Genomic DNA, 26,999 nt, shown 5'->3' on the forward strand with positions numbered 1-26,999 from the left:
CGCGATCCAGGCGCCCGACGAGTGGACCAGGATGACCCAGCACCCGAACGACCAGAGGCCAACGACGTGAGCACCGCACCCCGTGTCCTCGGCGGACGCTACGAGGTCGGCGAGCTCATCGGTCGAGGCGGCATGGCCGACGTCCACCTCGGCCACGACACGCGACTCGGGCGCCAGGTCGCGATCAAGATGCTGCGGTCCGACCTCGCCCGCGACGCGAACTTCCTCATGCGGTTCCGCCGCGAGGCGCAGTCCGCCGCCGGGCTCAACCACCCGGCGATCGTGGCCATCTTCGACTCGGGTGAGGACGACAGCGTCGTCGAGGGCCCCAACGGCACGCGGACGACGCTGCCCTACATCGTCATGGAGTACGTCGACGGCGAGACCCTGCGCCAGCAGCTGACCGACCAGCAGCAGCTCCAGCCGGCCGAGGCGATCCGCGTCACCGAGGGCATCCTCGACGCCCTCGCCTACAGCCACCGGATGGGCATCGTCCACCGCGACATCAAGCCGGCCAACGTCATGATCACGACCGGCGGCCACGTCAAGGTCATGGACTTCGGCATCGCCCGGGCGATCGCCGACACGGCCGCGACGATGACCCAGACCCAGTCGGTCGTCGGCACCGCGCAGTACCTCTCGCCCGAGCAGGCCCAGGGCCAGACGGTCGACGCGCGGTCCGACCTCTACTCCACCGGCTGCCTCCTGTTCGAGCTGCTGGCCGGCCGCCCACCCTTCACGGGTGACTCCGCGGTCGCGATCGCCTACCAGCACGTCGGCGAGCTGCCCCAGCCGCCGAGCGTCTTCAACGACGCCGTCGCCGGCGACCTCGACGCCGTGACCCTGCACGCCCTGGCCAAGGACCGCGAGGCCCGTTACCAGGACGCCACCGCCTTCCGGGACGACCTCGAGAACGTCCGGCTCGGCCGCCGGATCAGCGCGGCGGCCCTCGGGACCGCGGCCGCCGTGGGCGCCGCCGCCACCCAGACCCTCCCGCAGGCGTATGCCGCTCCCGGCACTCCCACCGCGGTCCAGGCCCCCGTCACCTCCCGCAGCGAGCGCTACGCGAACACCGCGGGCCTGCCCGCCGTCGGCCACGACGAGCAGGACGCGGACGACCGGAAGGGCGGCACGGGCAAGGCGGTGCTCATCACCGGCCTCGTCATCGCCCTGCTCGCCCTTGTCGGGTGGGGTGGCGTGAAGTGGTTCGGCAACCAGACCCCTGACGTGACGCTGGTGTCCGTGCCCACGATCGAGGGCATGAAGGAGGACGTCGCCGCGCGCACCCTGGCGACCAACAACCTCCGGGGCGAGAAGTCGACGGCGGCGAGCACGACCGTCACCGAGGGCGACGTCATCAGCCAGGACCCCAGGTCAGGCACGCGGATCGCCGAGCTGTCGGTCGTCAAGTACGTCGTGTCGACCGGCCCCGACAACCTCACCGTCCCCGACGTCACCGGCTTCAACAAGGACGACGCCCGCGCCGAGCTCGAGAAGCAGGGCTTCGTCGTGTCGGGCTTCCAGGAGGAGAACACCCCCGACCAGGACAAGAACAAGGTGACCAAGACCGAGCCGGCTGCACAGGCCGTCGTCCCCAAGGGGTCGAAGATCAAGATCTTCTACGCCACCGGCAACGTCAAGGTGCCCGACAACCTCGTCGGCAAGGACTGGGCCCTCGCGGCCGTCGCGCTCCAGAACGCCGGGCTCAACCCGGTCAAGCAGACCGTCGACTCCGACAAGAACCCCGACGAGGTGCTCTCGGTCGACCGGTCCGGAGACGTCGTCAAGCTCGGCACCGACATCACGGTGAAGGTGGCGCGCACGCCGAGCCAGACGGCGACCGTCACGATCACGCCCCCGCCGCCGCCCACCGACACCACGACCGATACGGGGACCAGCCCGCCACCGACCCCCTAGGGGTCAGCACACGGCATACGGCCGAGGGCCCCTCCCGAGCGGGAGGGGCCCTTCGTCGTGTGAGGTCGCGTATGCCGTGTCGACCGTCGCGTCAGACGGCGGCGGTCACGAGGGGGCTCAGCCCGACCGAGCGCTCGACCGCGTCGGTGTCGCCGCACAGGGCCAGGAAGTTGGCGAGCATGCGGTGGCCGCCCTCGGTCAGGACGCTCTCGGGGTGGAACTGCACCCCGTGCAGCGGCAGGTCGCGGTGGCGCACCGCCATGACCAGGCCCGAGTCGGTGCTGCCGGTCGCGACGAGCTCGTCGGGCAGGGTCGCCGGGTCGATGGTCAGCGAGTGGTAGCGGGTCGCGGTGAACGGGCTGGGCAGGCCCTCGAGGACCCCGGTGCCGTCGTGGTGCACGAGCGAGGTCTTGCCGTGGAGCAGCTCGGGCGCGCGCCCGACGACCGCGCCGGCGACGACGCCGAGCGCCTGGTGGCCGAGGCACACGCCGAACATCGGCTTCGCGAGGCGGGCGCACTCGCGGATGATCTCCATCGACACCCCTGCGGCCTCGGGCGTGCCGGGTCCCGGGGAGACGAGCACGCCGTCGTAGGCGGCCGCGTCAGACGCGGGGACGGCGTCGTTGCGCACGACGGTGCAGTCGGCGCCGAGCTGCTCGAGGTAGCCGACGATCGTGTAGACGAAGCTGTCGTAGTTGTCGACGACGAGGATGCGGGTGGGGCTGGTCATGCGGGGGCCTCAGAGGGGTGGTGGGGCGCGCTCAGCGGATCGGCGACGCGTACTGGAAGTCGACCGAGCCCGAGTATGCCGGGAACTCGATCGAGCCGTGCGTGTGCAGGGCGTAGCCGAGACCGACGGCATCGACGTACTGCTTGTAGATGTTGACCGACGCGTCGGCGTCGAGCCCCTGCTGCATCCGGTCGACGTCGCCGATGGCGCTGATCCGGTAGGGCGGGGCGTAGACGCGACCCTGGAGGATGAGGGTGTTGCCGACGCAGCGGACGGCGCTCGTCGAGATGACCCGCTGGTCCTGGATCATCATCGCCTCGGCGCCCGAGGTCCAGAGCGCGTTGACGACGGCCTGCACGTCCTGCTGGTGGACCACGATGTCGTCGGCGGTGAAGCCGTCGGGCAGGGAGTCGGCCGTGCGCTTCGCGTCGTCGAGGGTCACCTCGAGGGCGGAGCCCCGGACCGTGGTCGTCGCGGCCGACGCGGCGAGCTCGTCGGCGGTGCGGGTCAGGCTCGAGAGGTGGTCGTCGGTCGGGGCGTTCGACTTCGACAGCGCCTCGACCTCCTTCTGGAGCCCGTCGAGGACGCCGGCCTTCTCGGCCACCCGCGAGTCACCCTCCATGATCAGCTGCGGCAGGTCCCGGTCGGCCCGGAGGTCGCGTCCCTGCGCGGTCTGGAAGCTCATCGCGAACATCACGCCGGCCGCCGCCATGACGACCGGGACGAGCAGCCCCCACGTCAGACGGAGTCGCCGCCGGGCGGTCGAGGGGGACGCCGCCGGCTCGGCAGCGTGCTCGACCGTCGCCGACTCGGGCGGCTCGACGTCGTTCATGACAGGTGTCCTCGCTCGCGCGGACCGTCCGCGCCGCCTCCATTGTGCCTCGTCACGGCGCGTGGACCGACCGGAGGTAGGGGACGACCGACGCCGCCTCGCTCATCTGGGTGCCGCCGCGCAGGGCGAGGCCGGCCGCGGCGCGGTTGGTCGCCCCGAGCTGCGTGACGAGGCCGCGTGGGGCTGCGTGTTCGTGCAACGGAGGAACTACGGACGCGACATCGAGGCATCCGGGTGTCATCCTCGTCCCGTCACCGTGTAGGGACCGGCGGCGGGCGGGGCGCAGACAGGGGGCGCATCCGCCCGCTCGCCGTCGGGACACGCGGACGCCGGGCGTGTCATTGGTTACCCTTGCCTCAACTCAGACCCAAGGAGAACGCAGTGCCCGAGTCCAAAGGCCGCGACCACAAGGCGACGGCCTACACCCCGCCCCGCACGAGCAAGGCCGCCGAGCCCAACCCCACCTGGTGGGCGCCCGTCTTCATCACGCTGCTCGTCCTCGGGCTGCTGTGGATCGTCGTCTACTACGTGACCGAGTACAAGTACCCGATCGGGTCCATCGGGGTCTGGAACCTCGGGGTGGGCTTCGTCCTGCTCATGGGCGGGTTCATCATGACGATGCGCTGGCGCTGACGCACCAGGCATCACCCAGAGCACACAGGGGCCGCTTCCGTCGACGCGACGGAGCGGCCCTTTTGCACACAAGCGTCCCGGTGCCGGCTGTCCACACCTGTGGACAGCCGGCACGGTGGTTCCCGGTCCACAGCTGTGGATGACGCCCGTGCACAACCTCTGGCGCGGATGACGAGAGTTATCCACACCGTTGTCCCCAGCTGGGGATGAATGACAGGTGTGTAACTACATCCACAGGCTTATCCACACCCGGTGGACAACTCCACCCGTCGGCTGGGGACAGCAGCCACGACGACCCGTGGGCGCCGGTTGTCGAGGACGTCAGAGCCGGGGCAGGCCGAGCTCGGTGACGACCCGCTCGGCCGTGGCGCGGGCATCGCCGTGGTCGTTGTCGAGGCGCAGGTGGCGGTGCCCGGGCAGCAGGCGCTCGCCGTCCCGGGCCGGGTCGGTGCTGAACCGCGCCCGCGACTCGAGGTCGACGACATGGGAACGGGCCCACTCGACGTCCCGCTTGCTGCGCTTGTGGTCCATCCGGTCGGTGCCGCCCTCGCGGGCCAGGCGCACGTCCTGGGGTGCATAGAGCTCGACGACGTCGACGGGAGCGCCGGCTCGCTCGACCGGCTCGACGAGCTCCCGCAGCTGCGCGAGGTCGGCCGGGTGGTCGAGGTCGATGGCGAAGGTGAAGACGAGGCCGGGCAGGTCGGCGACGACGGACTCGGCGATGACCTCCCGGCGAATCATGGCGTTGATCCGCTGGAACGAGGGGGTGCCGAAGTCGTAGACCCCGAGCAGCGGCTCGATCGACATGTGGTTGTGGAAGAGCCGGAAGCCCGTCAGGTCGCACACGGCCCGACCGACCGTCATCTTGCCGACGGCCGGCGGACCGGTGACGCAGACGAGGTGCACGACGACCTCAGCCGAAGATGCTGAGCTCGCGGATGACCTCGGGCACGGTGAGGTACTTGACGACGGTGACGGCCACGAGGAGCACGAGGACGGCTCCGAGCGCGGTCCACACGAGGTGGCGCACGCCCTGGCGGCGGAAGACGACGATGACACCGGCGCAGGCCATGCCGGTGACGAAGCCGCCGACGTGCGCATGCCACGAGATGCCGGGGTAGAAAAAGCCGAACGCGGCGTTGATCGCGATCGTCGCGTACATCGCGGCCGACGAGCGCCCGAGGTGCCGGTTGAGCACGAGGAGCGCGCCGAAGAGTCCGAAGATCGCGCCGGACGCGCCGACGACGGGAGTCAGCCAGGCATCATCCAGACCGGCGCGCAGGCCCGCGATCGTGGGCGAGCCCGCCAGGAGCGTCACGGCGACCTGACCGCCGATGCCGCTGATGAGGTAGAGCGCGGCGAACCGCGCGCGGCCGAGCATCGGCTCGAGGTACTGACCGAGCGTCCACAGCGCGAACATGTTGAGCAGGATGTGGAAGATCGTCGACGGGGAGTGCAGGAAGGCCGCGGTGACGAAGCGCCACGGCTCGGTCCACCCGAGGAACGGCGCGAACGCGAACTTCTCCGTGACACTCGGGTTGGCGCGCTGCGCGAGGTAGACGACGGCGCAGACCGCGATGATCGTGTAGGTGACGACCGGGGTGCCGTCGGTCGCGCGACCACCGAAGACGGTGCGGGCGCTGGGCGTGGTCCGGGCGGCCTCACGCACGCAGTCGACGCACTGGATGCCGACGGCGGCGGGGCGCTGGCACTCCGGGCACGCCGGCCGGCCGCAGCGCTGGCAGCGGACGTAGGCCTCCCGGTCGGGGTGGCGCGGGCACACGGACGGACCGGCAGCGGGCTGCGGGACCCCCGACTCGGGCGGGGGTTGGCCGGGCTGGCCGCTGGGCGGGTTGTCAGACAACGGGGTTCCCCCTGCCGGTCACGTCCGTGGGCGGTGGTGCGGTGGTGCGGGTGGTGCGGATGGTGCGGTCGTGCGATGGACCCGGAGGGTCAGTCCTCGACGGTCACCGAGTTGATGACGATGTCCTCGACGGGCTTGTCGTTGGCGCCCGTGGCGACCGCGCCGATCTTGTCGACGACGTCGCGCGAGGCCTGGTCGGCGACCTCACCGAAGATCGTGTGCTTGCCCTGGAGCCAGGTGGTCGCAGCGGTCGTGATGAAGAACTGCGAGCCGTTGGTGCCCTTGCCCATGCGCTTGCCGGCGTTGGCCATGGCGAGGATGTAGGGCTTGGTGAAGTCCTTGTCGGGGCTGATCTCGTCGTCGAACGCGTAGCCCGGACCGCCGAAGCCCTGACCGATCGGGCAGCCGCCCTGGATCATGAAGTTCGGGATGATGCGGTGGAAGATCAGGCCGTCGTAGAACGGGGTCGGGTTGGTGCGGCCCGCGTCGTCCTTGTACTCCTTCTCGCCCTTGGCGAGACCGACGAAGTTCTCCACGGTCTTCGGGGCCTGGTGCTCGAAGAGGTCGATGACGATGTCACCGTGGTTCGTGTGCAGGGTTGCCTTCATGGGCCCAATCCTCGCACGACCGAGCACGTATGCCGTCCGGGCGGGTATGCGCCATGGGTGGCGGAACGCTGGGGGTGGACCCACCGTTGGCCAAGGAGAAGGATCATCCTCACAGCAGTCGAGGACGCGACCCGATGAGCAGCCGGCCAGGAGCCGGCGCAGGACGGAGTGCCGATGTCGTTCATGGACAAGCTGAAGAAGAAGGCCGAGGAGCTCGACCTCGAGACGAAAGCCAGACAGCTGCAGGAGTCCGCCACGCAGGCGGCCAAGCAGGCGCGGGAGAAGGCGGGCGACTACGCCGCCCAGAACCGCGAGAAGATCGACGGCTACGTCGAGACGGCCACGACGAAGATCGACGAGAAGACCGAGGGCAAGTACGCCGACAAGGTGGCCAAGGTCCGCGGGCACGTCGACCGCGGCGTCGACAAGGTCGCCGAGGGCCGCACCTCGGGGCCGACCACCGCGACCGGTGCGGCGGCGGCCGCGGGCGCGACCGACGTGACGGGTGGCGAGCCCTTCCCGGTCGACCCCGAGGCTCCCGCCCCGGTGTCGGCCAGCCCCCTCGACGCCCCGTCCCCCCTCGACCGGCCGACGCCCGTGACGGAGGGCGGCTTCGACGCGGCCGCCGGCGACCTGCCGGTCCCGGCCCGCGAGTCGCTCACCGACACGACGCTCGAGGACACCGTGCTCGGTCTCGACCACCCGCCGACCGCACCGGCCGGGCACCCGGACGCGCCGGCCCCCGAGGACGCCGACGCGACCCCGCGCGGGCCTCGCCCGCCGCACGACGGCACGAGCTGAACGGCGGGGCGTGACGGCATACGCGAGCGGCGCCGGTGACGGCGCCGTCCACGCATGGGCGGTGTCCGTGCAGTACGTGGCCGAACTTGGCAGGATGGGTAAGGACGAGTGGACTTAGGAGGACGTATGTTCCGAACCAAGCAGTCCCGCACGGAGGCTGCAGTTGACCAGGCACGCTCCACGGCGGCCGATCTCGGGTCGGCGGCCGGTGACCGGATCGGCACGCTGAAGGACAGCGCTGCCGACACCGCGAGCGACGCCGCTGCAGCCGCGAAGGATCGCGCGTATGCCGCGAAGGACGCCGCGACGCCTGCGCTGCAGGACGCGGCTGGCGCGACGCGCGAGCGGCTCGTGGCGGCCAAGGACGCTGCGACGCCCGCACTGGCGGACGCGGCCGACACGGCTCGCGAGCGCTTCTACGACGCCGCGGCGACCGCCAAGGACGCTGCGGGTGACGCGCTGCACGAGGCTGCCGACCGAGCCAAGCCGAAGGTGGAGGCCGCACAGTCGACGCTGGTCGACACCGTGCTGCCGAAGGTCGGGGCCGCCATCGCCACGGCGGCCGCTGCGCTCGCCTCCGGTGCCGAGCAGGCTCGCGAGGCGGCCCAGCCGCACCTCGAGCAGGCTGCGGCGCAGGCCAAGGAGTCGGCGGCGGTCGGTGGCCATCGCGCCCAGGACGCCTACTCGGTGCTCAAGGGTGACGCGGTCGCCAAGAAGCGTGGCGGCAAGGGCAAGTGGCTCATCGCCATCGGCCTGACCGCTGCCGCTGTCGCCGCCGTCGCCGCCTTCCGCAAGCAGAAGCAGGCCGACGACCCGTGGGCCACGCCCCTCGACTCGCGCTCCGGTGCGGGCGCGGGTGGCTCGACGACCTCGGCGCTCGCGTCCGACGCCGCGACCCTCAAGGACAAGGCCGCCGAGCAGGTCGGCCACGCCAAGGAGGCCGTCGCCGACGCCGCGAGCAAGGCCAAGGAGAAGGGTTCCGAGCTCGCCGACGCGGCCAAGGACAAGGCCGGCGACCTCGCCGCCAAGGGCCAGGCCGCGATCGCCGACGCTAAGGACCGCTCCGGCGAGTCCGTCGACGCCGCGACCGACGCCGCAACGGATGCCGTCGACTCCGCGACCGAGTCCGCAACGAATGCCGTGGACGACGCGACCGACGAGCTCGCCGGCGCTCCGGCGACCGCCGAGGGTGAGGTGACGGCGGTCGACGCCGCGCCCGACTCCGACGCGATCACGTCCGAGGCGGTCGAGGGCGGCACGATCAACGGCGCCTCGACGAAGTCGTCCCCCCGGGGGTCGGCCAAGGCCAGGGTCGCCAAGGAGAACGGCGACAGCACGAGCTGAGTCCCCCTCTGGTGCCGGGCCCGTGCAGGGCTCGGCGCCGGAACCGGGAGTGGACAGAGAAGGACCCGGATGCCCATGGCATCCGGGTCCTTCTCTGCTTGAGCTGGCTCGCACCGACAGGGGGACAGTGCGAGCCAGCACATGCAGAAGGGCTGGGCGCGGTTCGTGCGGGCCCAACCCTTCGCTACCACCAGTCTAGACCCTGTCCGGCTGGTTGCGCGAGGGGCTCGATGAAGATTGCATCACATCAAGCGCGTCAGTTCGGTTCCTTCCACGCATCACACCCACGAGTTCCGGCGTCCCTGAAGAGGCGCGGAGATTGCTGCACCACTGAGCATGGCACCAGAGTCGAGGTTGCGCCAGAGGAAGATCCCGTGGATTGCCTGTAGGTCCTCGGGAGTGGTCGGGACACGCCGAGCACGACCGATTTGCCCCGACCTCTTGACGCCCCTTTCCGCCCACCCCTACGGTCCTACCCACAGAGGGTGACTGATTGTGAGCGAAAGGATGCTTGAATGAGCAGTTTCAAACACACAGTGCGGAGAGGGGTGGGTGCCCTCGCCGGCGCCGCCGTCACCCTCTCCGGCCTGGTGCTCGTGTCCGGCCCCGCGCAGGCGGCCGACTCGCACCTCGGCGACGTGACGGCCTACAGCCGCAGCGGCGACACGTACACGTTCGGATCGGGCACGGCGAAGCTGCGCGTCGAGGTCGACGACACCGACCTGCTGCGCGTGCAGGTCGCCCCCGACGGCACGTTCACCGACCCCGCGAGCGCGGACCCGGCAGACCCGTCGGCGCCCGACGCCGACATCGTCGTCAAGCGGGACTACCCGGGCGGTGCGTCGAGCGTGACCGACACCGGCACGGCATACGTCATCTCGACGGCGAAGGCGCGGCTCACGGTGACGAAGGCACCGATCACCTTCCGGCTCGAGGACGCGAGCGGGGCCGAGCTGATGCGCGAGACCGCGCCGCTGGCCTGGAACGCGAGCGGCATGACCCAGACACTCGCCCAGGGCGCCCAGGAGCAGTTCTTCGGCGGGGGCATGCAGAACGGCCGCTTCAGCCACCGCGACACCGCGATCACGATCAGCCGCGACTACAACTGGGACGACGGCGGCAACCCCAACGCCGCGCCCTTCTACCTCTCGAGCGCGGGCTACGGCGTGCTGCGCAACACGTTCGCACCTGGCACCTACGACTTCCACTCGCCGGTGCGCACGACCCACCAGGAGCAGCGCTTCGACGCGTACTACTTCGTCGGCGACACCCGGCAGGTCCTCGACGGCTACACCGAGCTGACCGGCCGGCCCCTCATGCTGCCGATGTACGCGCTCGAGCTCGGGGACGCGGACTGCTACCTCCACAACGCGAACCGTGGCGAGCGCGAGACGCTGCGCGACACCACGGCGATCGCCGACGGCTACCGGGCCAGTGGCATGCCGCTCGGCTGGACGCTCGTCAACGACGGCTACGGCTGCGGCTACGAGGACCTCCCCGTGACCCACGAGATGCTCGTCGACCACGGGTCCGAGCTCGGCCTCTGGACCCAGTCCGACCTCACCAACCAGCCGTACGAGGTCGCGAGCGGCGTGCGGGTGCGCAAGACCGACGTCGCCTGGGTCGGCCCGGGCTACCGCTTCGCGCTCGACGCCTGCGAGAAGGCCCGGGACGGCATCCAGTCGGGCAGCACCGACCGCGCGACCGTCCTCACGATCGAGGGCTGGGCGGGCACGCAGCGCTGTGGCGCGATGTGGAGCGGCGACCAGTCGGGGTCGTGGGACTACATCAAGTGGCAGATCCCGACGTACGCCGGCTCGACGCTCTCGGGGCAGCCGGTGACGACGGGCGACATCGACGGCATCTTCGGCGGCAGCGCAGACACGTACACGCGCGACCTCCAGTGGAAGATGTTCCTGCCGATGACGTATGCCATGAGCGGGTGGGCGGCCAAGGACAAGCAGCCCTACCGCTACGGGGAGCCGTACACGACGATCAACCGGAGCTACCTCGAGCTGCACGAGCGGCTGCTGCCCTACCTCTACACGCACACGGTCAACGGGTCGAAGACCGGTCTGGGGCCGACGCGCCCGCTCTACGCCAACTACCCGAAGGACCCGGCGACGTGGGGCGACGCGGCGAAGTACGAGTTCCTCGCGGGTGACGACTTCCTCGTCGCGCCGGTCTACTCCGACACGACGGTGCGCGACGGCATCTACCTGCCCGAGGGGACGTGGGTCGACTACTGGACCGGCCGGCTCTACTCCGGCAAGCAGACGGTCGACGGCTACAAGGCCCCGCTCGACCGGCTGCCGCTCTTCGTCCGGGCCGGTGCCGTGGTACCGATGTTCCCCGAGGGCACGCTCGACTGGAAGGCCGGCAAGGCCTCGGGTCGCCTCGACCTCGAGGTCTACCCGTCGGGCACGTCGACGTTCACGAACTACGAGGACGACGGCCGCTCGCAGGCGTGGGCGTCCGGCGCGAGTGCGACGCAGCGCTTCGACGTCGGGGCGCCGACGGTCGGCAAGGGTCCGGTGACCGTGACCCTCGGGTCGGTGAACGGCTCGTACGCCGGCAAGCCCGCCTCGCGCGGCTACGACCTCGCCGTGCACACGAACTCGGCCCCGTCGGCGGTCGCCGTCGACGGTGTCGACGTCGCCGAAGTGGGCTCGGAGGCGGCACTGGACGCCGCGGTGAGCGGGTGGTTCTACGACTCGGCCACCGGGGTCATCCACGTCCGGACGGCGTCGACGTCCACCGCGTCGGCGCACACCGTGAAGATCACCGGCGCCGGCGCCGTCGGTGGCGCCCAGCCGGGTGAGCTCGACGCGACCCTCGACGTCAAGGCACCCGTCATCTCGGTTCCCGGCGAGGCTCGCGAGGTCACGGCGACGTTCACGAACTCCACGGGCAAGCCGGTCCAGGTGACGTCCACGTCGGTGGGCGTGCCGACCGGCTGGACGTCGGTGGCCTCCGGGCCGACGACGGCCACCGACCTCAAGGACGGCGCCACCTTCACCGCCCGCTTCAGCGTGACACCCCCAGCCGGGGCGAAGCCCGGGTCGTATGCCGTGAGCGCGTCTGCGGCATACACCGCGCGGGACGTCTCGCGGACCGTCACCGACAGCACGAAGACCCGTCTGGCGTTCCCGTCGCTGGCGAGCGCCTTCAGCAACGTCGGCGTGACGGCGCTGGCGTCGCCCGCAGCAGGCGACATCGACGGCGGTGGGTCGAGCTTTATCGCCGAACGCCTTGCAGCGCAAGGCGTCTCGCCCGGGGCGAAGGTGACGGCGAACGGCTTCGACTTCACGTGGCCGTCGTCGCAGCCGGGCACGAAGGACAACGTCGCATCGGCCGGAGAGACGATCCAGGTGTCGGGCAGGGGGAACGCCCTGGCGTTCCTGGGCACCGGGACGAGCGGCTCGGCCGGCGGTGCGGCGACCGTGCACTACACGGACGGGTCGTCGGCCGCAGTGACGGTCGGCTTCCCGAACTGGTGCTGCCTCGCGACCGACACCTACGGGGCGAGGACGGCGGTCACGACGATGGGCAAGAACACGCCCACCGGCGCGGCCTACCCGACCGTCGCGTACCGCCTCTACACGAAGACGGTGCGGCTCGACCCGGCCAAGGAGGTGGCCGCGGTGACCCTGCCGGCCAACTCCGCGGTGCACGTCTTCGCGATGACGGTGGGCACCGAGGACGTCGTGCCGCCGCCGATCGCCGACGGGCAGTACTCCCTCGGCAACGTCGGGTCGGGGCTCGCCCTCGAGGCACCGGGGTCGGACTCGTCCCAGCTCGGCACGGCGGCGGTGTCGTCGTCGGGCTCGCAGAAGTGGGTCGTGACGCTGCAGGACTCCGGCGCCTACCAGGTGAAGAACGCGCAGAGCGGGCAGTGCATGGACGTCTTCTACAGCTCGCAGACGTCGGGCGCGCTCGTCGGGCAGTACACCTGCACCGGCACGACGAACCAGCAGTGGACCGTCACGCGGTCGGGCACGCAGCTGAAGATCACCGCCAAGCACAGCGGGCTCTCGCTCGCCGTCGACGGGGCCGGCAAGGTCGTCCAGGTGACCGACACCGGTGCGGCGACGCAGCGCTGGACGGCGACGGCGAACTAACCGGCGCCGGGACGGGCCCGGTTCGAGGTATTCCGCGCGTGGAAACACGCACGCGAATACCTCGAACCGGGCCTTCGTCGCGTCAGGAGCCGGTCGCGGGCAGGCCGTAGGCGCGGACGGCGTTGTCGCGCGCGATCATCCGCACGACCCGGCTCGCGTCCGCGGCCGCCCACTCGTCGTCGGCGACGAAGCCACCGACGACCCGGGCGATCGCGTTGCGCCACAGGCGGGCTCCGAGGAAGTGCAGCTCCGCCGGGCCGCAGCCGTCCGAGCTGTAGAGCACCTGGCCGAAGGGCGCGAGCTCGAGGCTCCGCGCGACGAGCGACGCCGCCCGCGCGCCGAGGAAGTTGACCGACAGGCCTACGTCGAGGAAGACGTTGCGGAAGGCCTGCGCGAGGTAGCCGGCCTGCCGCTCGAACGGGTAGCAGTGCAGGAGCATGACCGGCACGCTCGACACCTCGGGCATCCGGAGGAAGTCGGTGAGCAGCAACGGGTCCGAGCGCCGCAGGTCCATGTCCCGGTCGCCGAGCCCGACGTGCAGCTGGAGCGGCAGGGCCAGCCCGATCGCCTCGTGGATGCCGAACGCGATGAGCCGCGGGTCGGTGAGCCGGACCGAGCCGGTCCGTCCCACCTCCCTGAGCCATGCCGCGACGTGGCGTTCGACCTGGGCATCGCTCGGCCGGCTCAGGTCGACGTCGAAGCCCGCGCGGTAGGCGAGCACCGACTTGACCGCGACGGCACCACGCACCCGGTCGGCGAGCAGCGCCCCGAAGGCGGCGGCATACGCCCTCGGCTCGGTCCCGGCCTGCGCGACCGACTCGGCGAGCGACTCCAGCCGCACCACCTCGTGGGCGCGGCCGCCCCCGGCCGTCGCGAGCTCGGTCGGCGTCAGCAGGTCGTCGGCCCGGTGCCCGGTGTCGACGAGCCAGTCGCTGACCCCGGCGGCGGTGAGGAAGCGCCGGTTGACCTCGTCCTCCCCGAGCTCGGTGCGGCGGGCCCAGTAGTCGTCGGGGGCCGCGTGACGGTCGAGCCCGAGCACCGGGGCGCACCAGGCGCGGACCGCGAAGCCGACCTGGCTGTCGAAGGGGTCGGCGCCTGCCGGGAGCGGGTCGGTGTCCGCCTCGTTGAGGGCCTCGCCGTATGCCGCCCGGCTCGGAGCAGCGCGGAAGGCGGCGTGCACGTGGTGGTCGACGAGCGTAGTGGCGCCGACCACGGCGAGCAGGTCGCGGACTGCTCCGACGGTCCTGGGTGCCATCTCAGATCGACCAGGTGAGTCGGAGTCGTTCGCAGAGCTGCTCAGGTGCGAGGCCCGCGAAGGCGTCCCGCTCGTGGCGTCGGACGGCGATCAGGGCTGCCGCCGCCCGCTCACCGAGGACGCGCTCGGCGACCGATCCAGTGAAGGCGTCGAGGATCGCACCCTGGTCGGTCAGGACGAGCGAGAGTCCGGCCCGGGCGCGGTCGGCGTCGTCGAGCTGCCCTGTGTCGCGGACGGTTTCAGGCGGGAGCGGCAACCGGCGCTCGATGCCGTCATGGGCCAGGCCGAGCAGCACCGCCGAGGCGAGGTAGGGGTTTGCCGACGGGTCGACGAGCTTCGCCTCGATGTTCGCGCCGTGCGGGTTCGAGGGTCCGCCGGCGAGGAATCGCACTGCGGCCTCGCGGTTCTCGGCGCCCCAGCAGATCGTCGCTCCCGACCACAGGCCGGGTCGGAGCCGACGACCCGAGACGATCGAGCCCGTGAGGACGGCCTGCGCCCCGATGAGCCCGTCGAGAAGCCCGGCGATGGCGTGCCCACCCCGCGTCGAGATGCGGTGCGGCGTCGTGACCGCCGGGTCGTCGAAGAGGTTGACGCCCTCAGCGGCGAGGGAGAGGTGCTGGTGCGCGCCGTTGCCGACCGTGCTGGCGAAGGGGACCGGTGAGAAGGAGGCCGCCAGTCCGTGCGCGCGGGTGACGATCCCGATCACCGTCTTGAGCAGGATCACCGAGTCCGCCCCCGCGACGGGGGCCTCCGGTGCGAGGGACACCTCGAGCTGGTGGGCGCCGTACTCCGCGTGGACCTGCTCGATGCCGAGCCCCGCGGCGGTCGCGACGTCGACGATCTCGCCGATGAGCGCCGACCGGTCGACGAGGGCCGTCAGGCCGTAGGGCGTCCACGCCGCGTGTGGGAGCGCCGACCCGTCCGGGGCGACGAGGACGAACTCGAGCTCGTGGCCGACCCGGGCGGTCAGGCCGGCAGCGGCCAGCCGGTCGACCATCTCCGCGAGGACGTGACGCGGCGCGGTCGGATCCGGCTCGCCGTCCTGCGTCACCACGTGCGTGGGCCCGGCGGCCAGACCACCGGGCAGCACGCGTACGCCCTCGGGCACGAGACGCATCCGCAGGTCGCCGACCGCGTCGTAGAACGGCGTGAGCTGGATCGAGCCGTCGAGCGAGTAGCCGTGGTGGACCTGCGACATGCCCGCGCCGGCCGCGACGAAGGCGGCAGTCCGCTCGACCGGCATCGACTTCGCGTGGACGAGGTTGGAGGCGTTGGTCGCCCACCCCGCCACGACACGTACGCCCTGGCGGGTGAGGGACTCGGTGAGGTCGTCGGCGTCCGGCACGCTCGAGCTCATGACGGCAGTCTGCTCCTGCCCGACCCGTCACGGCGCCCCAACCACCGGAACGGTGGGCACCGGCTGGCGTCCGGCGGGAGTAGATCCGCCCTCCACGTCCTTGAAGCAGACATGCGGCACGACACCCTGAGCCTCTCGCGTACCGTCCCCGCCGCGCCGAGTGCGGTGTGGGCGGCCTTCTCCGACGACGCGATCCGGCGACGCTGGGTCCGCATGCCCGGCTCGGGCGCGAGCTACGAGCACGACTTCCGCGTGGGCGGGGGTGAGACGGCGCGGGCGTCGTTCACCACGCTCGAGGCACCGCCCGAGGTCCTCGAGAACCAGTCCCACTACCTCGACCTCGAGCCGGACCGCCGCCTCGTCCTCGCCTACCGGGCCGTGGTCGACGGCGTGGTGCGCTGGGCCTCGCTCGTGACCGTCGAGCTGGAGCCCGCCGACGACGGACGGTCGACGCAGCTCACGTGGACCGAGCAGGTCACGCTCGTCACGACGACTGATGGCACGGGCGACGTCGACCTGGCCCACCTGCGCGGCGGCATCCAGCTGCGCCTCAACGCCCTGACGCTCGCCGTCCGCGAGCACGACTGAGCGCGGATGGCGGCGGCTCGCGCGGCCCTCACGCCGGGCGGCCCGCGAGGGCGACCCCGGGCTCGGGGTCGCCCTCGGTGCGCCGGCGCTGCGGCCGCCGGGTGCCGGCGAGTCGGCAGCACCCGTGGTCGCCGCGTCCGCCTAGTGGCCGGCCGACTTCCCCGGAGGTGCAGGCGGGCCGTCCGGGATGGCACCGAGCTGCTGCATCATCGTCAGCATGTCCATGACGCCCCAGTGCTCGACGATCTTGCCGTCGGCGTCGAACCGCATGATGTCGATGAGCTGGGTCTCGGCGTGGCGGCCGGATGCCGGCAGGCCCATGAACTCGCCGCGCTGGGTGCCCGACGCGGCCACCCGGGCGATGGTCCGGTCGCCGCTCTCGAGCACCTCGACAGCCTTCATGTGCAGGTCTGGGAAGGCGACGCGGTAGGCGCGGAACGTCGATCACGCCCGCCTTGGTGGGCGCGAGGCCCGGCACCTCCTCGTGCTCGACGAAGCCCTCGGCCATCAGCTCGCCGAAGCCGTCGATGTCGCCGTGGTTGATGAGCTCGTAGGCGCGACGCATCGTCGCGGTGTTGTCCATGACCGGGCCCTCAGGCGGTCGCCGCGGGGCCCGGTGGCCGTGAGGCTCGTCGTGGGGCTCGGGCAGGGTGATCATCAGCTCGATGTACTCGGGCGGGGTGGCGGACAGTCCGGTCGGCAGGTTGGGTGCGACGTGGTGGTCGTACCAAGCCTGGTGCGACTCCTTCCGGTCCCACACCTCGACGACGCGGAAGCCGGTGTCGGTCGGGCCGCTGACGTGGCTGACGAAGCCCGGCATCTTGGGCAGGGCGTCGAGCAGCCCGGAGGCCCGGAGGCCCTCGACCAGGCCGCGGTCGGCACCCGGCACCTCGGAGATCATGATGACGGCCATGCTGTTCCTCCTCGTCCCGTGCTGGCGGGCGAGACATCACCTGATCGAGTGATCCTCCGACGCGTCGGGTGCCGGCCTGGCGACGCTCGGGGGGGCCGTGGGCGCTGACGCAGCCAGGCGACTGAACATGACGCTGATGCGAAAAGGCGCCACATTCCATCGGAGATGGCACTGCTTCGACTTTGCCACTGGGTGCTTCGCGATCACCTCTCGGAGAACGACTGGTTCCTAGCTGTCGGGAATGGTCTGGAGTCAGTCCCCGCGCCCAAGAAATAGGCAATGGACATTCGTCGGCCAACGATTCCTGCCGCCGAACTGAAAAGCGCGGCTTCTGTTGCCCGCACCTGGCAAGCTGCCTCGGGTGAGCAACGGGGAAGAGGGCCTGCTCGAGGGGCTGTACGAGAGTCTCATCACGCGCGCGTTGGAGCAGCGCCTGGCGGGTGTTTCAGCCCTCGACGTTCACCGCGGTTTAGTCGACGAGGCTGACGAGCCGGACGTCCTGGCACGGCACGTCCGCGATGTGACGCTGAGGTTCCTGCGCCAGGAGCGGGATGCGGGGCGTCGCTTGGCCATGGTTAACCAGCTGGTCGAGGCTCTCGGGGCTTCCGAGGATTCGGTCTCTAGGGCTGGGCAGCTTCTCGCTCTGACTACGCCACCCGCTCCCGGCGCGGTTCTCGGGGTGTTGAGTGAGCGTCCGTCGACCCCACTCTCGGATGCCGCCCTCCTCACCAACGCGCACGGTGAGCCAGGGGTGGGCCACGAGATTCGAGCCGAGCTGGCTAGTGCCGACCGGGTCGACGTCATCATGGCCTTCGTCAAGTGGTACGGCCTTCGCCTCTTCGAGGACCGACTCAAGAGCGCCTGCGAGCGTGGCGTCCCTCTCCGCCTCATCACGACGACCTATATGGGGGCTACCGAGCGGGACGCCCTGGATCGGCTCGTGAGGGACTTCGGGGCCGAGGTCAAGGTCCAGCACGACGCGCAGCGAACACGACTCCACGCGAAGGCGTGGCTCTTCCGGCGCAACACCGGCTTCGACACGGCCTATGTCGGCTCCAGCAATCTTTCCCGCGCGGCGATGCTCGATGGCGTCGAGTGGAATGTGCGCCTGTCGTCCGTGTCCACGCCGCCTGTACTGCGGAAGTTCCTCGCCACGTTCGACAGCTACTGGAACGACGCCACGTTCGAGAGCTACGACCCCGACGCGGACCGCGACAGGCTGGACGACGCGCTGGCTGAAGCAGCCGGCAAGCGCATCAACGACAGGGTGACGCTGACGCTCTCGGGCCTCGAGGTGCGGCCGTACCCCTACCAACAGGAGATGCTCGACCAGCTTGAAGTCGAGCGAATCGTGCATGGCCGCCACCGGAACCTCCTGGTCGCGGCGACTGGTACCGGGAAGACGGTTGTCGCTGCGCTCGACTACCGGCGCATGGCCGCCGATGGTCCGACGCTTCCGGGACTGCTCTTCGTCGCCCACCGGCGAGAGATCCTCCAGCAGTCCCTGCGGACCTACCGAGAGGTTCTCGCCGACGCAAACTTCGGCGAGCTCTACGTGGACGGTCGTCGCCCCGAACGGTGGGAGCACGTCTTCGCTTCGGTGCAGTCACTGTCGGCCTACGGCATCACGAACATCCCCGCGGGGGCCTATCGAGTCGTCGTCATTGACGAGTTCCACCACGCAGAGGCGAAGACTTACCGACGGATCCTCGATCACCTCAACCCCCGTGAGCTGCTTGGCCTGACAGCCACCCCTGAACGTGGCGACGGCCTGGACGTGCGGTCGTTCTTCGGCGGCCGCACCGCGGCCGAGTTGCGGCTGTGGGACGCCCTCAGAGCAGACCTGTTGACCCCGTTCCACTACTTCGCCGTCGCCGATGGCATGGACATGACCCGCGTGGACTGGAAGGCCGGCGCCTACGACCCAGGCGAGTTGTCGAATCTGTTCACCGGCAATGACGCTCGCGCCCGGATCGTCCTGAAGGCTGTTCGTGACAAGGTCGCCGACCTCACTGCAATGAAGGCGCTCGGCTTCTGTGTCTCCCGCGACCATGCGCGCTACATGACCAAAGTCTTCAACGATGCCGGGATCAAAGCGGCGGCGGTGCTCGGCGACGCTGCATCCGCTGACCGTGACGCCGCGGTTAAGGACCTTCGAGACGGTGCCGTACAGGTGGTGTTCACCGTCGACGTGTTCAACGAGGGGGTCGACGTACCGGCCATCAACACCGTGCTCTTCCTCCGGCCCACGGAGAGTTCCACGGTCTTTCTGCAACAACTTGGACGAGGGCTCCGACGTGCGAACGACAAGGCAGTGCTCACCGCACTCGACTTCGTCGGCCACCACCGCAAGGAGTTCCGGTTCGATCAAAGGTTCCGGGCGATGACCGGCAGTACTCGCGCCGTGCTCGAGCGCGACATCGAACAGGGCTTTCCGTTCCTTCCCGCCGGAACGCAGATCGTGCTCGACCACCAGAGTCAGAACCTCGTTCTCGACAACATCAAGAGTCAGGTCACCAAACGCTGGCCCAACATCACGTCGGAGCTGCGAGCCCACCCCATCGACGACCTGGGTACGTTCCTCGACGACTCCGGCGTGGAGCTGGTCGACGTGATCCGCGGCGATCGCTCGTGGGCTCGCCTGAGGCGCGAGGCGGGGCTCGAGGTGCCGCAGGAGGGACCGATGGAGCTGTCTCTTCTGAAGCGGGCCCGCGCGCTTTGCCATGTCGACGATCGCGAGCGCGCGGGAGCCTATCTCGCGTGGTTGCGTGATGACTCGCCGCGTTACGACTCCGCCGACCCGGTGCTTCAGGCCTACGGGCGCATGCTGTTCTTCTCGATGTGGCCGGATGGGGGTGGGTTCGACTCGTATGGCGCCGGGCTTGACGCGCTTCGGCAGGAACCCGCCGTGCGCGAGGATCTGAGGGCTGTGGTCAGACTGGGACTGCAGGGGGCCGAGCGAGTCGCCACTCGACTGCCGGGTGAGCTGGGCATGCGGCCGCTCCGGGTCCACGCCCGGTACACACGGGAGGAGATCGTCTCTGCGCTGGACTATGTGTCGATCGACGGACGGAAGCCCAATAGCTTCCGGGAGGGGGTCCTCTTTTCGCCAGCGGCAAATGCCGACGCCTTCCTCGTGACCCTGCATAAGTCCGAGGCGGACTACTCACCGACGACGATGTACCAGGACTATGCGATCAGTCCCGACCTGTTTCACTGGGAGTCGCAGTCTGTGACATCGGTTGCGTCCAAGACCGGCCAGCGTTACCTCAACCACCGCGCCAACGGCAGCCACGTCCTCCTCTTCACTCGTCCGCAGAAGGTCTCCGCTTTCGGCACGGGTGCGCCGTACCTCTTCCTCGGAGAAGCGCGGTACGTCGAGCACCGTGGAGAGCGGCCGATCGCGATCACCTGGCAGCTTCGGACCCCAATGCCGGCGGCAGACTTCGCCGCGGCCAGCGTCGTTCTCTAGCTGCCAGTGGGCGACGCCGTCTGCGCTGGTCAACGGCCGAGCCCGGCCGTTCGACGACCAACGGCCTGCGGCGACACGCAATACTTCACTGGGTACGGACGCGTCAGAGGCCCTCTCCCGACGTGCGGAAGGGGGCCTCTGAAGTGTGGTGGAGCCAAGGGGACTCGAACCCCTAACCCCCTGCTTGCAAAGCAGGTGCGCTACCAATTGCGCCATGGCCCCGAGTGGGGAGAACGGCCTCAGGACGAGGTGGACGCCTCGTCGGTCGCCGTGGGACGGGGAGCCGGCGCGACCGGTGCCTGCACGTCGTCGGTGGCCTGGGTCCAGAGGTCCTGCTCGGCCTGCTGCTGCTTGGCCTTCTTCCGAAGGAAGACGACGCCGGCGACGGCTGCACCGACGAGGGCGAGACGCTTCAGCATGCGAGGGATCCTCTCCGTGGGGGCGGTGATGGTGGGCCTAGGAGGACTTGAACCTCCGACCTCTTCCTTATCAGGGAAGCGCTCTAACCGTCTGAGCTATAGGCCCATCGTCACCTTCGCGCGGCCGGCCCACCCCATCAGAGATGTTGACCGGACGCGAGGGGAAACGTTACCCGATGCACCTCGCCTCACACAAAACGGGCCCCGCCGGTGAGGGCGGGGGCCGTTCGCGTATGCCGTGTCGCCGCGTCCGCGACGCCGGTGGAGGGCCGCTAGGGCGGGTCTCAGTCGTCGGTGAGCGTCAGCTGCACGCCACCGACGAGGGCCGAGCAGATGTTGTAGAGGAAGGCCATGACGGTCGCGATCGCCGTCATGAGGATGACGTCGATGACGCCGATGACGATCGAGAGCGACACGACGCGGCCGAAGCCGACGTAGTCCTTGATCGAGAACGGGTCGGACGTCGTGGTCTGGAGCGACTGGAGCACGCCCTCGATGTCGGTGAAGACGTTCATCGTCGACAGGATCATCCACAGCACGGCCGTGAGGATGACGCCGGCGATGCCGAGCGCGACGGAGAGCAGGAAGCTCATCTTCATGACCGACCACGGGTCGACACGTGCGACGGCGAGGCGGACGCGGCGCGGGCCCTTGTGCTTGCGAGTCGCGGTCGCGGTGCGCGTACCGGTGCTCGCCGAGGAGGCCGCGCCGGACTGGCCGGAGCCGACCCGCTGCGTCGGAGCGGTGCGGCTGGTGACCGCGCCACGCGAGAGCGCGGTGGCCTGCTCGGCGCTGGAGGCACCGGACGTGCTGCCGGACGCGCCGCTCGCGGCGTAGTAGGAGCCGTTCTGGCCCTGGTCGTCGGAGAAGCCGGAGCCGCTGCCTGCCCGCGTCGACGTGCCGGGCCCGCTGACGGAGCCCTCAGGGCTGGTCGCGCTCATTCGTCACCTCCGTTGTCGGTGTCCGACGAGCTCGCCTCGTCACCCGACGTCTCGTCCGACGGTACGCCATCAGGGCCGGGAACCGTAGCGGGCGCTCCCGGAGCGGACGCCGCGTCACCAGCGGACTCGCCACCCCCGGCACCCTCCGCACCGTCACCGTCCACGATCTCACCGACGACGATGGCGGACTCGGCGTTTCGGGCCACGGCCACGATCGAGTCGCCCTTGTCGGGCGTCGCGAACTTCACGCCCTGTGACGAGCGGCCGGTGTGGCGCACCTCGTCCACGCGCGAGCGCACGATCTTGCCCTTCTCCATGACGACCATGACCTCGTCGGTGGCGATGACGGTCAGGGCCCCGACGAGGTCGCCGCCCTTCTCGGAGAGCTTGGCGACCTTGATGCCGAGGCCACCGCGACCCTGGAGGCGGTACTCCGAGACGGGGGTGCGCTTGGCGAGGCCGTTCTCGAAGACGACGAACACGTCAGGGCTCTCGCCCTCCTCGACGACCGACATCGCGAGCAGGTCGTCGCCGTGGCGGAACTTCATGCCCGTGACGCCGGAGGTCGAGCGGCCCATCGGGCGCAGCGCCTCGTCGGTCGCGGTGAAGCGCACCGACTGGCCCTTGCGCGAGACGAGGAGCAGGTCGTCACGGTTGGACGCGAGGCCGGCGCCGACGAGCTCGTCGCCCTCGCGCAGGTTGATCGCGATGAGGCCGCCGGAGCGGTTGGAGTCGTAGTCGGCCAGGCGCGTCTTCTTGACCAGGCCCGCACGGGTGGCGAGGACGAGGTAGTCGGCCTTGGCGTAGTCGCGGATCGCGAGCACCTGGGCGATCTGCTCGCCGGGCTGGAAGGCGAGCAGGTTGGCCACGTGCTGGCCCTTGCTGTCGCGCGACCCCTCGGGCAGCTCGTACGCCTTGGCACGGTAGACGCGGCCGAGGTTGGTGAAGAAGAGCAGCCAGTGGTGGGTCGTCGTCGTGAAGAAGTGCTCGACGACGTCCTCGCCGCGCAGCGACGCACCGCGGACCCCCTTGCCGCCGCGCTTCTGCGAGCGGTACTGGTCGACCCGGGTGCGCTTGGCGTAGCCACCACGGGTGATCGTGACGACGACGTCCTCCTCGGGGATGAGGTCCTCCATCGACATGTCGCCGTCGAAGGGCACGATCGTCGTGCGTCGCTCGTCGCCGTAGCGCTCGACGATGTCGGCGAGCTCCTCGCTGATGATCTCGCGCTGGCGCACCGGCGAGGCGAGGATCGCGGTGTACTCGTCGATGAGGGTCTGCAGCTCGTCGTGGGCCTCGATGAGCTTCTCGCGCTCGAGGGCCGCGAGGCGGCGCAGCTGCATGTTGAGGATCGCGTTGGCCTGGATCTCGTCGATCTCGAGCAGCTCGATGAGGCCGTCGCGGGCGATGTCGACGGTGCGTGAGCCACGGATGAGGGCGATGACCTCGTCGAGTCGGTCGAGGGCCTTGAGCAGACCGCGCAGGATGTGGATGTCGGCCTCGGCCTTGCGCAGGCGGAAGGTCGTGCGCCGGACGATGACCTCGACCTGGTGGTCGACCCAGTGGCGGATGAAGCCGTCGAGCGGCAGCGTGCGCGGCACCTCGTCGACGAGGGCGAGCATGTTGGCGCCGAACGTCGTCTGCAGCTGCGTGTGCTTGTAGAGGTTGTTGAGCACGACCTTCGCGACGGCGTCGCGCTTGAGCACGATGACGAGGCGCTGGCCGGTGCGGCCCGAGGTCTCGTCACGGATGTCGGCGATGCCCGAGATCTTGCCGTCCTTGACGAGGTCGGCGATCTTGAGCGCGAGCATGTCCGGGTTGACCTGGTAGGGCAGCTCGGTGACGACGAGGCACTGGCGGTTCTGGATCTCCTCGACCTCGACGACCGCCCGCATGATGATCGAGCCGCGGCCCGTGCGGTAGGCCTCCTCGATCCCCTTGTGACCCATGATCAGCGCGCCGGTCGGGAAGTCCGGGCCCTTGATGATGCCGAGCAGCGCCTCGAGCAGGTCCTCGCGCGAGATCTCGGGGTGGTCGAGGTAGTACTGCGCGCCGGCCGCGACCTCGCGCAGGTTGTGCGCGGGGATCTGCGTGGCCATGCCGACGGCGATGCCGGCGGAGCCGTTCACGAGCAGGTTGGGGAAGCGGCTCGGCAGCACGGCCGGCTGCATCGTCTTGCCGTCGTAGTTCGGGACGAAGTCGACGGTGTCCTGCTCGATGTCGCGGACCATCTCCATCGCGATCGAGGCCATCCGGCACTCGGTGTATCGCGGGGCGGCGGCGCCGTCGTTGCCTCGGGAGCCGAAGTTGCCCTGGCCGTCGACGAGCGGGTAGCGCAGCGACCAGTCCTGCACGAGGCGCACGAGGGCGTCGTAGATCGCCGAGTCGCCGTGCGGGTGGTAGTGGCCCATGACGTCGCCGACGACGCGCGCGCACTTGTTGTAGCCGCGGTCGGGCCGGTAGCCGCCGTCGTACATCGCGTAGACGATGCGGCGGTGCACGGGCTTGAGGCCGTCGCGCACGTCGGGCAGGGCGCGGCTGACGATGACCGACATGGCGTACTCGATGTAGCTGCGCTGCATCTCGGTGTTGAGGTCGATCGGCTCGACCCGGTCGTGCTGGCCGATGTCGCTCGGCACGACGACCGCGCTCGCGTTGGGGTCGCCCTCGTCGTCGGCGTCCGTGTCAGCCTCCGGGTCGGGGCCGAGGATGTCCTCGATGCTCTGGTCGGGTGTCTCGTCGCCAGGTGTCTCGTTGCCGGGCGTCTCGTTGCCGGGCGTCTCGTTGACGTCGTCTCCGTCGTTGGGAGGCAGGTCGTCGCTCACGTCAGATCCCTTTGTCTCTCAGTCACATTCGTACAGGTGCGTGGGTCGCCACCGATGGCGTATGCCGTGTCGCCCGTTTCACGTGGAACGTCCCGTCCCAGCGAGGCCGGGCTCGACGGCATACGGCGGCGGTCGGCTAGATGTCGAGGAACTTCACGTCGCGCGCGTTCTTCTGGATGAAGGAGCGCCGCGACTCGACGTCCTCACCCATGAGCACGGCGAAGACCTCGTCGGCCTTCGCGGCGTCGTCGAGCGTGACCTGGAGCAGCGTGCGCGTGCTCTGGTCCATCGTCGTCTCGCCGAGCTCCTGGTAGTTCATCTCGCCGAGGCCCTTGTAGCGCTGGATCGGGTTGTCCTTCGGCAGGCGCCAGCCCTTGCCCTCACCGAGCAGCCGCAGGCCGTCGCGCTCGCGGTCGCTGTAGGCGAACTGGTGCTCGGCATTGCTCCACCGCAGGCGGAAGAGCGGCGGCTGCGCGAGGTAGACGTAGCCGGCCTCGATGAGCGGGCGCATGAAGCGGAAGAGCAGGGTCAGCAGCAGGGTGCGGATGTGCATGCCGTCGACGTCCGCGTCGGCCATCAGCACGATCTTGTGATAGCGCGCCTTGTCGATGTCGAAGTCCTCGCCGATGCCCGTGCCGAAGGCCGAGATGAGCGCCTGGACCTCGTTGTTGGCGAGGATCTTGTCGATGCGCGCCTTCTCGACGTTGAGGATCTTGCCGCGGATCGGGAGGATCGCCTGGGTGTGCGGGTTGCGGGCCTGGGTGGCCGAGCCGCCGGCGCTGTCGCCCTCGACGATGAAGACCTCGGAGATGCTCGGGTCCTTGCTCTGACAGTCCTTGAGCTTGCCCGGCAGGCCGCCCGACTCGAGCAGGCCCTTGCGGCGGGTCGCCTCACGGGCCTTGCGGGCCGCCATGCGCGCGGCCGCGGCCTGGACCGACTTGCGGACGATGTCCTTGCCCTCGTTGGGGTGTGCACCGAGCCAGTGTCCGAACTCCTCGGTCATGGCGCGCTGGACGAAGCCCTTGACCTCGGAGTTGCCGAGCTTGGTCTTGGTCTGGCCCTCGAACTGCGGCTCGGCGAGCTTGACCGAGATGACGGCGGTGAGACCTTCGCGCACGTCGTCGCCAGTGAGGTTCTCGTCCTTCTCCTTGAGGAGGTTCTGCCGGCGCGCGAAGTCGTTGACCAGCTTGGTCATCGCCGCGCGGAAGCCCTCCTCGTGGGTGCCGCCCTCATGGGTGTTGATCGCGTTGGCGTAGGTGTGCACCGACTCGCTGTAGGCGTTGGTCCACTGCATGGCGAGCTCGAGGCTGAGCGAGCGGGCCTCGTCCTCGACCTCGATCGAGATGACCTCGGGGTGGACCGGCTCGCTGCGCTTGCTGCCGTTGATGTGGTTGACGTAGTCGACGAGGCCGTTGTCGTAGCGGTAGCTGACCCGCTTGGCGGTGACCTTCTTCTTCTCGCCGCCGGCAGTGTCGCCGGCCGCCGCGTCCTGGGGCTCGTCGTCGTCGGTCGACTCGTCGACGACCTCGAGGTCCTCATCGAGGTCGTCGAGGTCCACGTCTTGCTCGCCCGCGGGCTGCTCGATCCGCTCGTCGACGAGGTTGATCGTCAGGCCCTTGTTGAGGAAGGCCATCTGCTGCATCCGGGCCCGGATGGTCTCGAAGTCGTAGTCGACCGTCTCGAAGATGTCGTCGTTGGCCCAGAAGGTGATCGTCGTGCCGGTCTCGTCGGTGGCCTCCTGCTTCTCGAGGGGCCCGTCGGGCACGCCGTCGGAGAAGCTCATCCGGAAGACGTGGCCCTTCTGGCGGACCGCGGCCTTGAGCCGGGTCGAGAGGGCGTTGACGACGGAGCTGCCGACGCCGTGCAGGCCACCGGAGACCTTGTAGCCGCCGCCGCCGAACTTGCCGCCGGCGTGCAGCTGCGTCAGGACGAGCTCGACGGCACTGATCTGCTCGACCGGGTGGATGTCGGTGGGGATGCCGCGGCCGTTGTCCTTGACCCGCACGCCCCCGTCGGCGAGGAGGGTGACGTCGATGGTGTCGGCGTAGCCGGCGAGCGACTCGTCCACGGCGTTGTCGACGATCTCGTAGACGAGGTGGTGCAGGCCGCGGGGGCCGGTCGAGCCGATGTACATGCCGGGGCGCTTGCGCACGGCCTCGAGACCCTCGAGGACGGTGATCGCGCTCGCGTCGTAGTCGACGCCGTTGGGCCGGACGTCGGCGGGGATCGCGGGCGCTGCGGGGACGACCGGTGCCGCTGCGTCAGGAGTCGCTGTGCCGTTTGCTGCCACGGAGTCGGATCCGGTGGAACTGGGGGTGGTGCTGGTGGTGATCGGCTCGTCGGCGTCGGACACGTCTCTCCTCGGTGGTCAGACCTCAT

At 70.0% G+C, this 26,999-nt stretch carries 19 protein-coding genes, 2 tRNA genes and 1 pseudogene; 7 read left to right on the forward strand and 15 right to left on the reverse strand.

Going from position 1 to position 26,999, the window contains the following annotated elements; translation table 11 throughout:
- Positions 1 to 66 precede the first annotated feature (66 nt).
- Positions 67 to 1,917: a Stk1 family PASTA domain-containing Ser/Thr kinase gene (gene pknB / locus ASD90_RS00325; protein WP_056750100.1), complete on the forward strand. Its 1,851-nt coding sequence runs from the start codon at positions 67 to 69 to the stop codon at positions 1,915 to 1,917.
- Between the two features lie 91 nt (positions 1,918 to 2,008).
- Here the strand turns inward: pknB and ASD90_RS00330 are convergent, their stop codons facing one another.
- From ASD90_RS00330 to ASD90_RS23270, 3 genes are read right to left on the reverse strand one after another with little or no spacing between them, the layout of a single operon-like run.
- Positions 2,009 to 2,647, reverse strand: a complete 639-nt coding sequence (locus tag ASD90_RS00330; RefSeq protein WP_056750102.1) for an aminodeoxychorismate/anthranilate synthase component II — start codon at positions 2,645 to 2,647, stop codon at positions 2,009 to 2,011.
- 31 nt (positions 2,648 to 2,678) lie between these two features.
- A complete protein-coding gene (locus ASD90_RS00335) occupies positions 2,679 to 3,479 on the reverse strand; it encodes a DUF881 domain-containing protein (protein WP_056750105.1) in 801 nt (266 codons plus the stop codon).
- A gap of 52 nt (positions 3,480 to 3,531) precedes the next feature.
- Positions 3,532 to 3,678 (reverse strand): hypothetical protein, encoded by a 147-nt coding sequence (locus ASD90_RS23270; protein ID WP_157611044.1) that lies wholly within the window; start codon positions 3,676 to 3,678, stop codon positions 3,532 to 3,534.
- A 182-nt stretch (positions 3,679 to 3,860) separates the two neighbouring features.
- Between ASD90_RS23270 and ASD90_RS00340 the strand changes: the two genes are divergently transcribed.
- Positions 3,861 to 4,112, forward strand: a complete 252-nt coding sequence (locus ASD90_RS00340; RefSeq protein ID WP_056750107.1) for a cell division protein CrgA — start codon at positions 3,861 to 3,863, stop codon at positions 4,110 to 4,112.
- A gap of 321 nt (positions 4,113 to 4,433) precedes the next feature.
- Here the strand turns inward: ASD90_RS00340 and ASD90_RS00345 are convergent, their stop codons facing one another.
- The 3 genes from ASD90_RS00345 to ASD90_RS00355 form a co-directional block, all read right to left on the reverse strand.
- On the reverse strand, positions 4,434 to 5,018 hold the full coding sequence (locus tag ASD90_RS00345) for a hypothetical protein (protein ID WP_056750110.1): 585 nt from the start codon (positions 5,016 to 5,018) through the stop codon (positions 4,434 to 4,436).
- A 7-nt stretch (positions 5,019 to 5,025) separates the two neighbouring features.
- Positions 5,026 to 5,976 (reverse strand): rhomboid family intramembrane serine protease, encoded by a 951-nt coding sequence (locus ASD90_RS00350; RefSeq protein ID WP_056750112.1) that lies wholly within the window; start codon positions 5,974 to 5,976, stop codon positions 5,026 to 5,028.
- A gap of 89 nt (positions 5,977 to 6,065) precedes the next feature.
- Positions 6,066 to 6,584, reverse strand: a complete 519-nt coding sequence (locus ASD90_RS00355) for a peptidylprolyl isomerase (protein WP_056750115.1) — start codon at positions 6,582 to 6,584, stop codon at positions 6,066 to 6,068.
- A gap of 174 nt (positions 6,585 to 6,758) precedes the next feature.
- Here ASD90_RS00355 and ASD90_RS00360 point away from each other — a divergent pair, with 174 nt between their 5' ends.
- The 3 genes from ASD90_RS00360 to ASD90_RS00370 all read left to right on the forward strand — a co-directional run bounded on the left by ASD90_RS00360 (position 6,759) and on the right by ASD90_RS00370 (position 12,850).
- Positions 6,759 to 7,385 (forward strand): antitoxin, encoded by a 627-nt coding sequence (locus ASD90_RS00360; protein WP_056750117.1) that lies wholly within the window; start codon positions 6,759 to 6,761, stop codon positions 7,383 to 7,385.
- Between the two features lie 126 nt (positions 7,386 to 7,511).
- Positions 7,512 to 8,729, forward strand: coding sequence for a hypothetical protein (locus ASD90_RS00365; protein ID WP_056750119.1), 1,218 nt, complete (start codon positions 7,512 to 7,514; stop codon positions 8,727 to 8,729).
- 515 nt (positions 8,730 to 9,244) lie between these two features.
- The gene (locus tag ASD90_RS00370; protein WP_056750122.1) at positions 9,245 to 12,850 is read left to right on the forward strand and encodes an RICIN domain-containing protein; all 3,606 of its coding nucleotides are present in this window, start codon (positions 9,245 to 9,247) and stop codon (positions 12,848 to 12,850) included.
- Positions 12,851 to 12,932: 82 nt separating this feature from the next.
- On the opposite strand, the gene ASD90_RS00375 is transcribed toward ASD90_RS00370, so the two are convergent.
- Entirely contained in the window at positions 12,933 to 14,105 is a 1,173-nt protein-coding gene (locus ASD90_RS00375; RefSeq protein ID WP_056750124.1) for an amidohydrolase family protein, read from the reverse strand.
- Position 14,106: 1 nt separating this feature from the next.
- On the reverse strand, positions 14,107 to 15,462 hold the full coding sequence (locus ASD90_RS00380) for a glutamine synthetase family protein (protein WP_056750127.1): 1,356 nt from the start codon (positions 15,460 to 15,462) through the stop codon (positions 14,107 to 14,109).
- Positions 15,463 to 15,573: 111 nt separating this feature from the next.
- Here ASD90_RS00380 and ASD90_RS00385 point away from each other — a divergent pair, with 111 nt between their 5' ends.
- Positions 15,574 to 16,050, forward strand: a complete 477-nt coding sequence (locus ASD90_RS00385) for an SRPBCC domain-containing protein (protein ID WP_056750129.1) — start codon at positions 15,574 to 15,576, stop codon at positions 16,048 to 16,050.
- Positions 16,051 to 16,191: 141 nt separating this feature from the next.
- On the opposite strand, the pseudogene ASD90_RS00390 reads toward ASD90_RS00385, so the two are convergent.
- Positions 16,192 to 16,476: pseudogene (locus tag ASD90_RS00390) on the reverse strand (ester cyclase); the annotation flags it as partial.
- A gap of 869 nt (positions 16,477 to 17,345) precedes the next feature.
- Here ASD90_RS00390 and ASD90_RS00400 point away from each other — a divergent pair.
- Positions 17,346 to 20,435: a DUF3427 domain-containing protein gene (locus ASD90_RS00400; RefSeq protein ID WP_056754122.1), complete on the forward strand. Its 3,090-nt coding sequence runs from the start codon at positions 17,346 to 17,348 to the stop codon at positions 20,433 to 20,435.
- Positions 20,436 to 20,581: 146 nt separating this feature from the next.
- Here ASD90_RS00400 and ASD90_RS00405 read toward each other — a convergent pair.
- The 6 genes from ASD90_RS00405 to gyrB form a co-directional block, all read right to left on the reverse strand.
- Positions 20,582 to 20,657: transfer RNA gene (locus tag ASD90_RS00405), tRNA-Ala, on the reverse strand.
- Positions 20,658 to 20,674: 17 nt separating this feature from the next.
- The gene (locus tag ASD90_RS00410; RefSeq protein WP_056750137.1) at positions 20,675 to 20,854 is read right to left on the reverse strand and encodes a DLW-39 family protein; all 180 of its coding nucleotides are present in this window, start codon (positions 20,852 to 20,854) and stop codon (positions 20,675 to 20,677) included.
- 29 nt (positions 20,855 to 20,883) lie between these two features.
- Positions 20,884 to 20,960 (reverse strand) — tRNA-Ile (locus tag ASD90_RS00415).
- A gap of 178 nt (positions 20,961 to 21,138) precedes the next feature.
- Positions 21,139 to 21,795 carry a DUF3566 domain-containing protein gene (locus tag ASD90_RS00420; protein ID WP_056750140.1) on the reverse strand — a complete coding sequence of 219 codons (657 nt, stop codon included), beginning with the start codon at positions 21,793 to 21,795 and terminating at the stop codon, positions 21,139 to 21,141.
- Positions 21,792 to 24,620, reverse strand: a complete 2,829-nt coding sequence (gyrA, locus tag ASD90_RS00425) for a DNA gyrase subunit A (protein WP_056750143.1) — start codon at positions 24,618 to 24,620, stop codon at positions 21,792 to 21,794. Before gyrA ends, ASD90_RS00420 begins: the two co-directional genes overlap by 4 nt.
- A 136-nt stretch (positions 24,621 to 24,756) precedes the next feature.
- A complete protein-coding gene (gene gyrB, locus ASD90_RS00430) occupies positions 24,757 to 26,973 on the reverse strand; it encodes a DNA topoisomerase (ATP-hydrolyzing) subunit B (RefSeq protein ID WP_082588383.1) in 2,217 nt (738 codons plus the stop codon).
- Positions 26,974 to 26,999: the final 26 nt, after the last annotated feature.

It is taken from the genome of Terrabacter sp. Root181 (genome assembly GCF_001428505.1).
Lineage (GTDB): Bacteria > Actinomycetota > Actinomycetes > Actinomycetales > Dermatophilaceae > Terrabacter.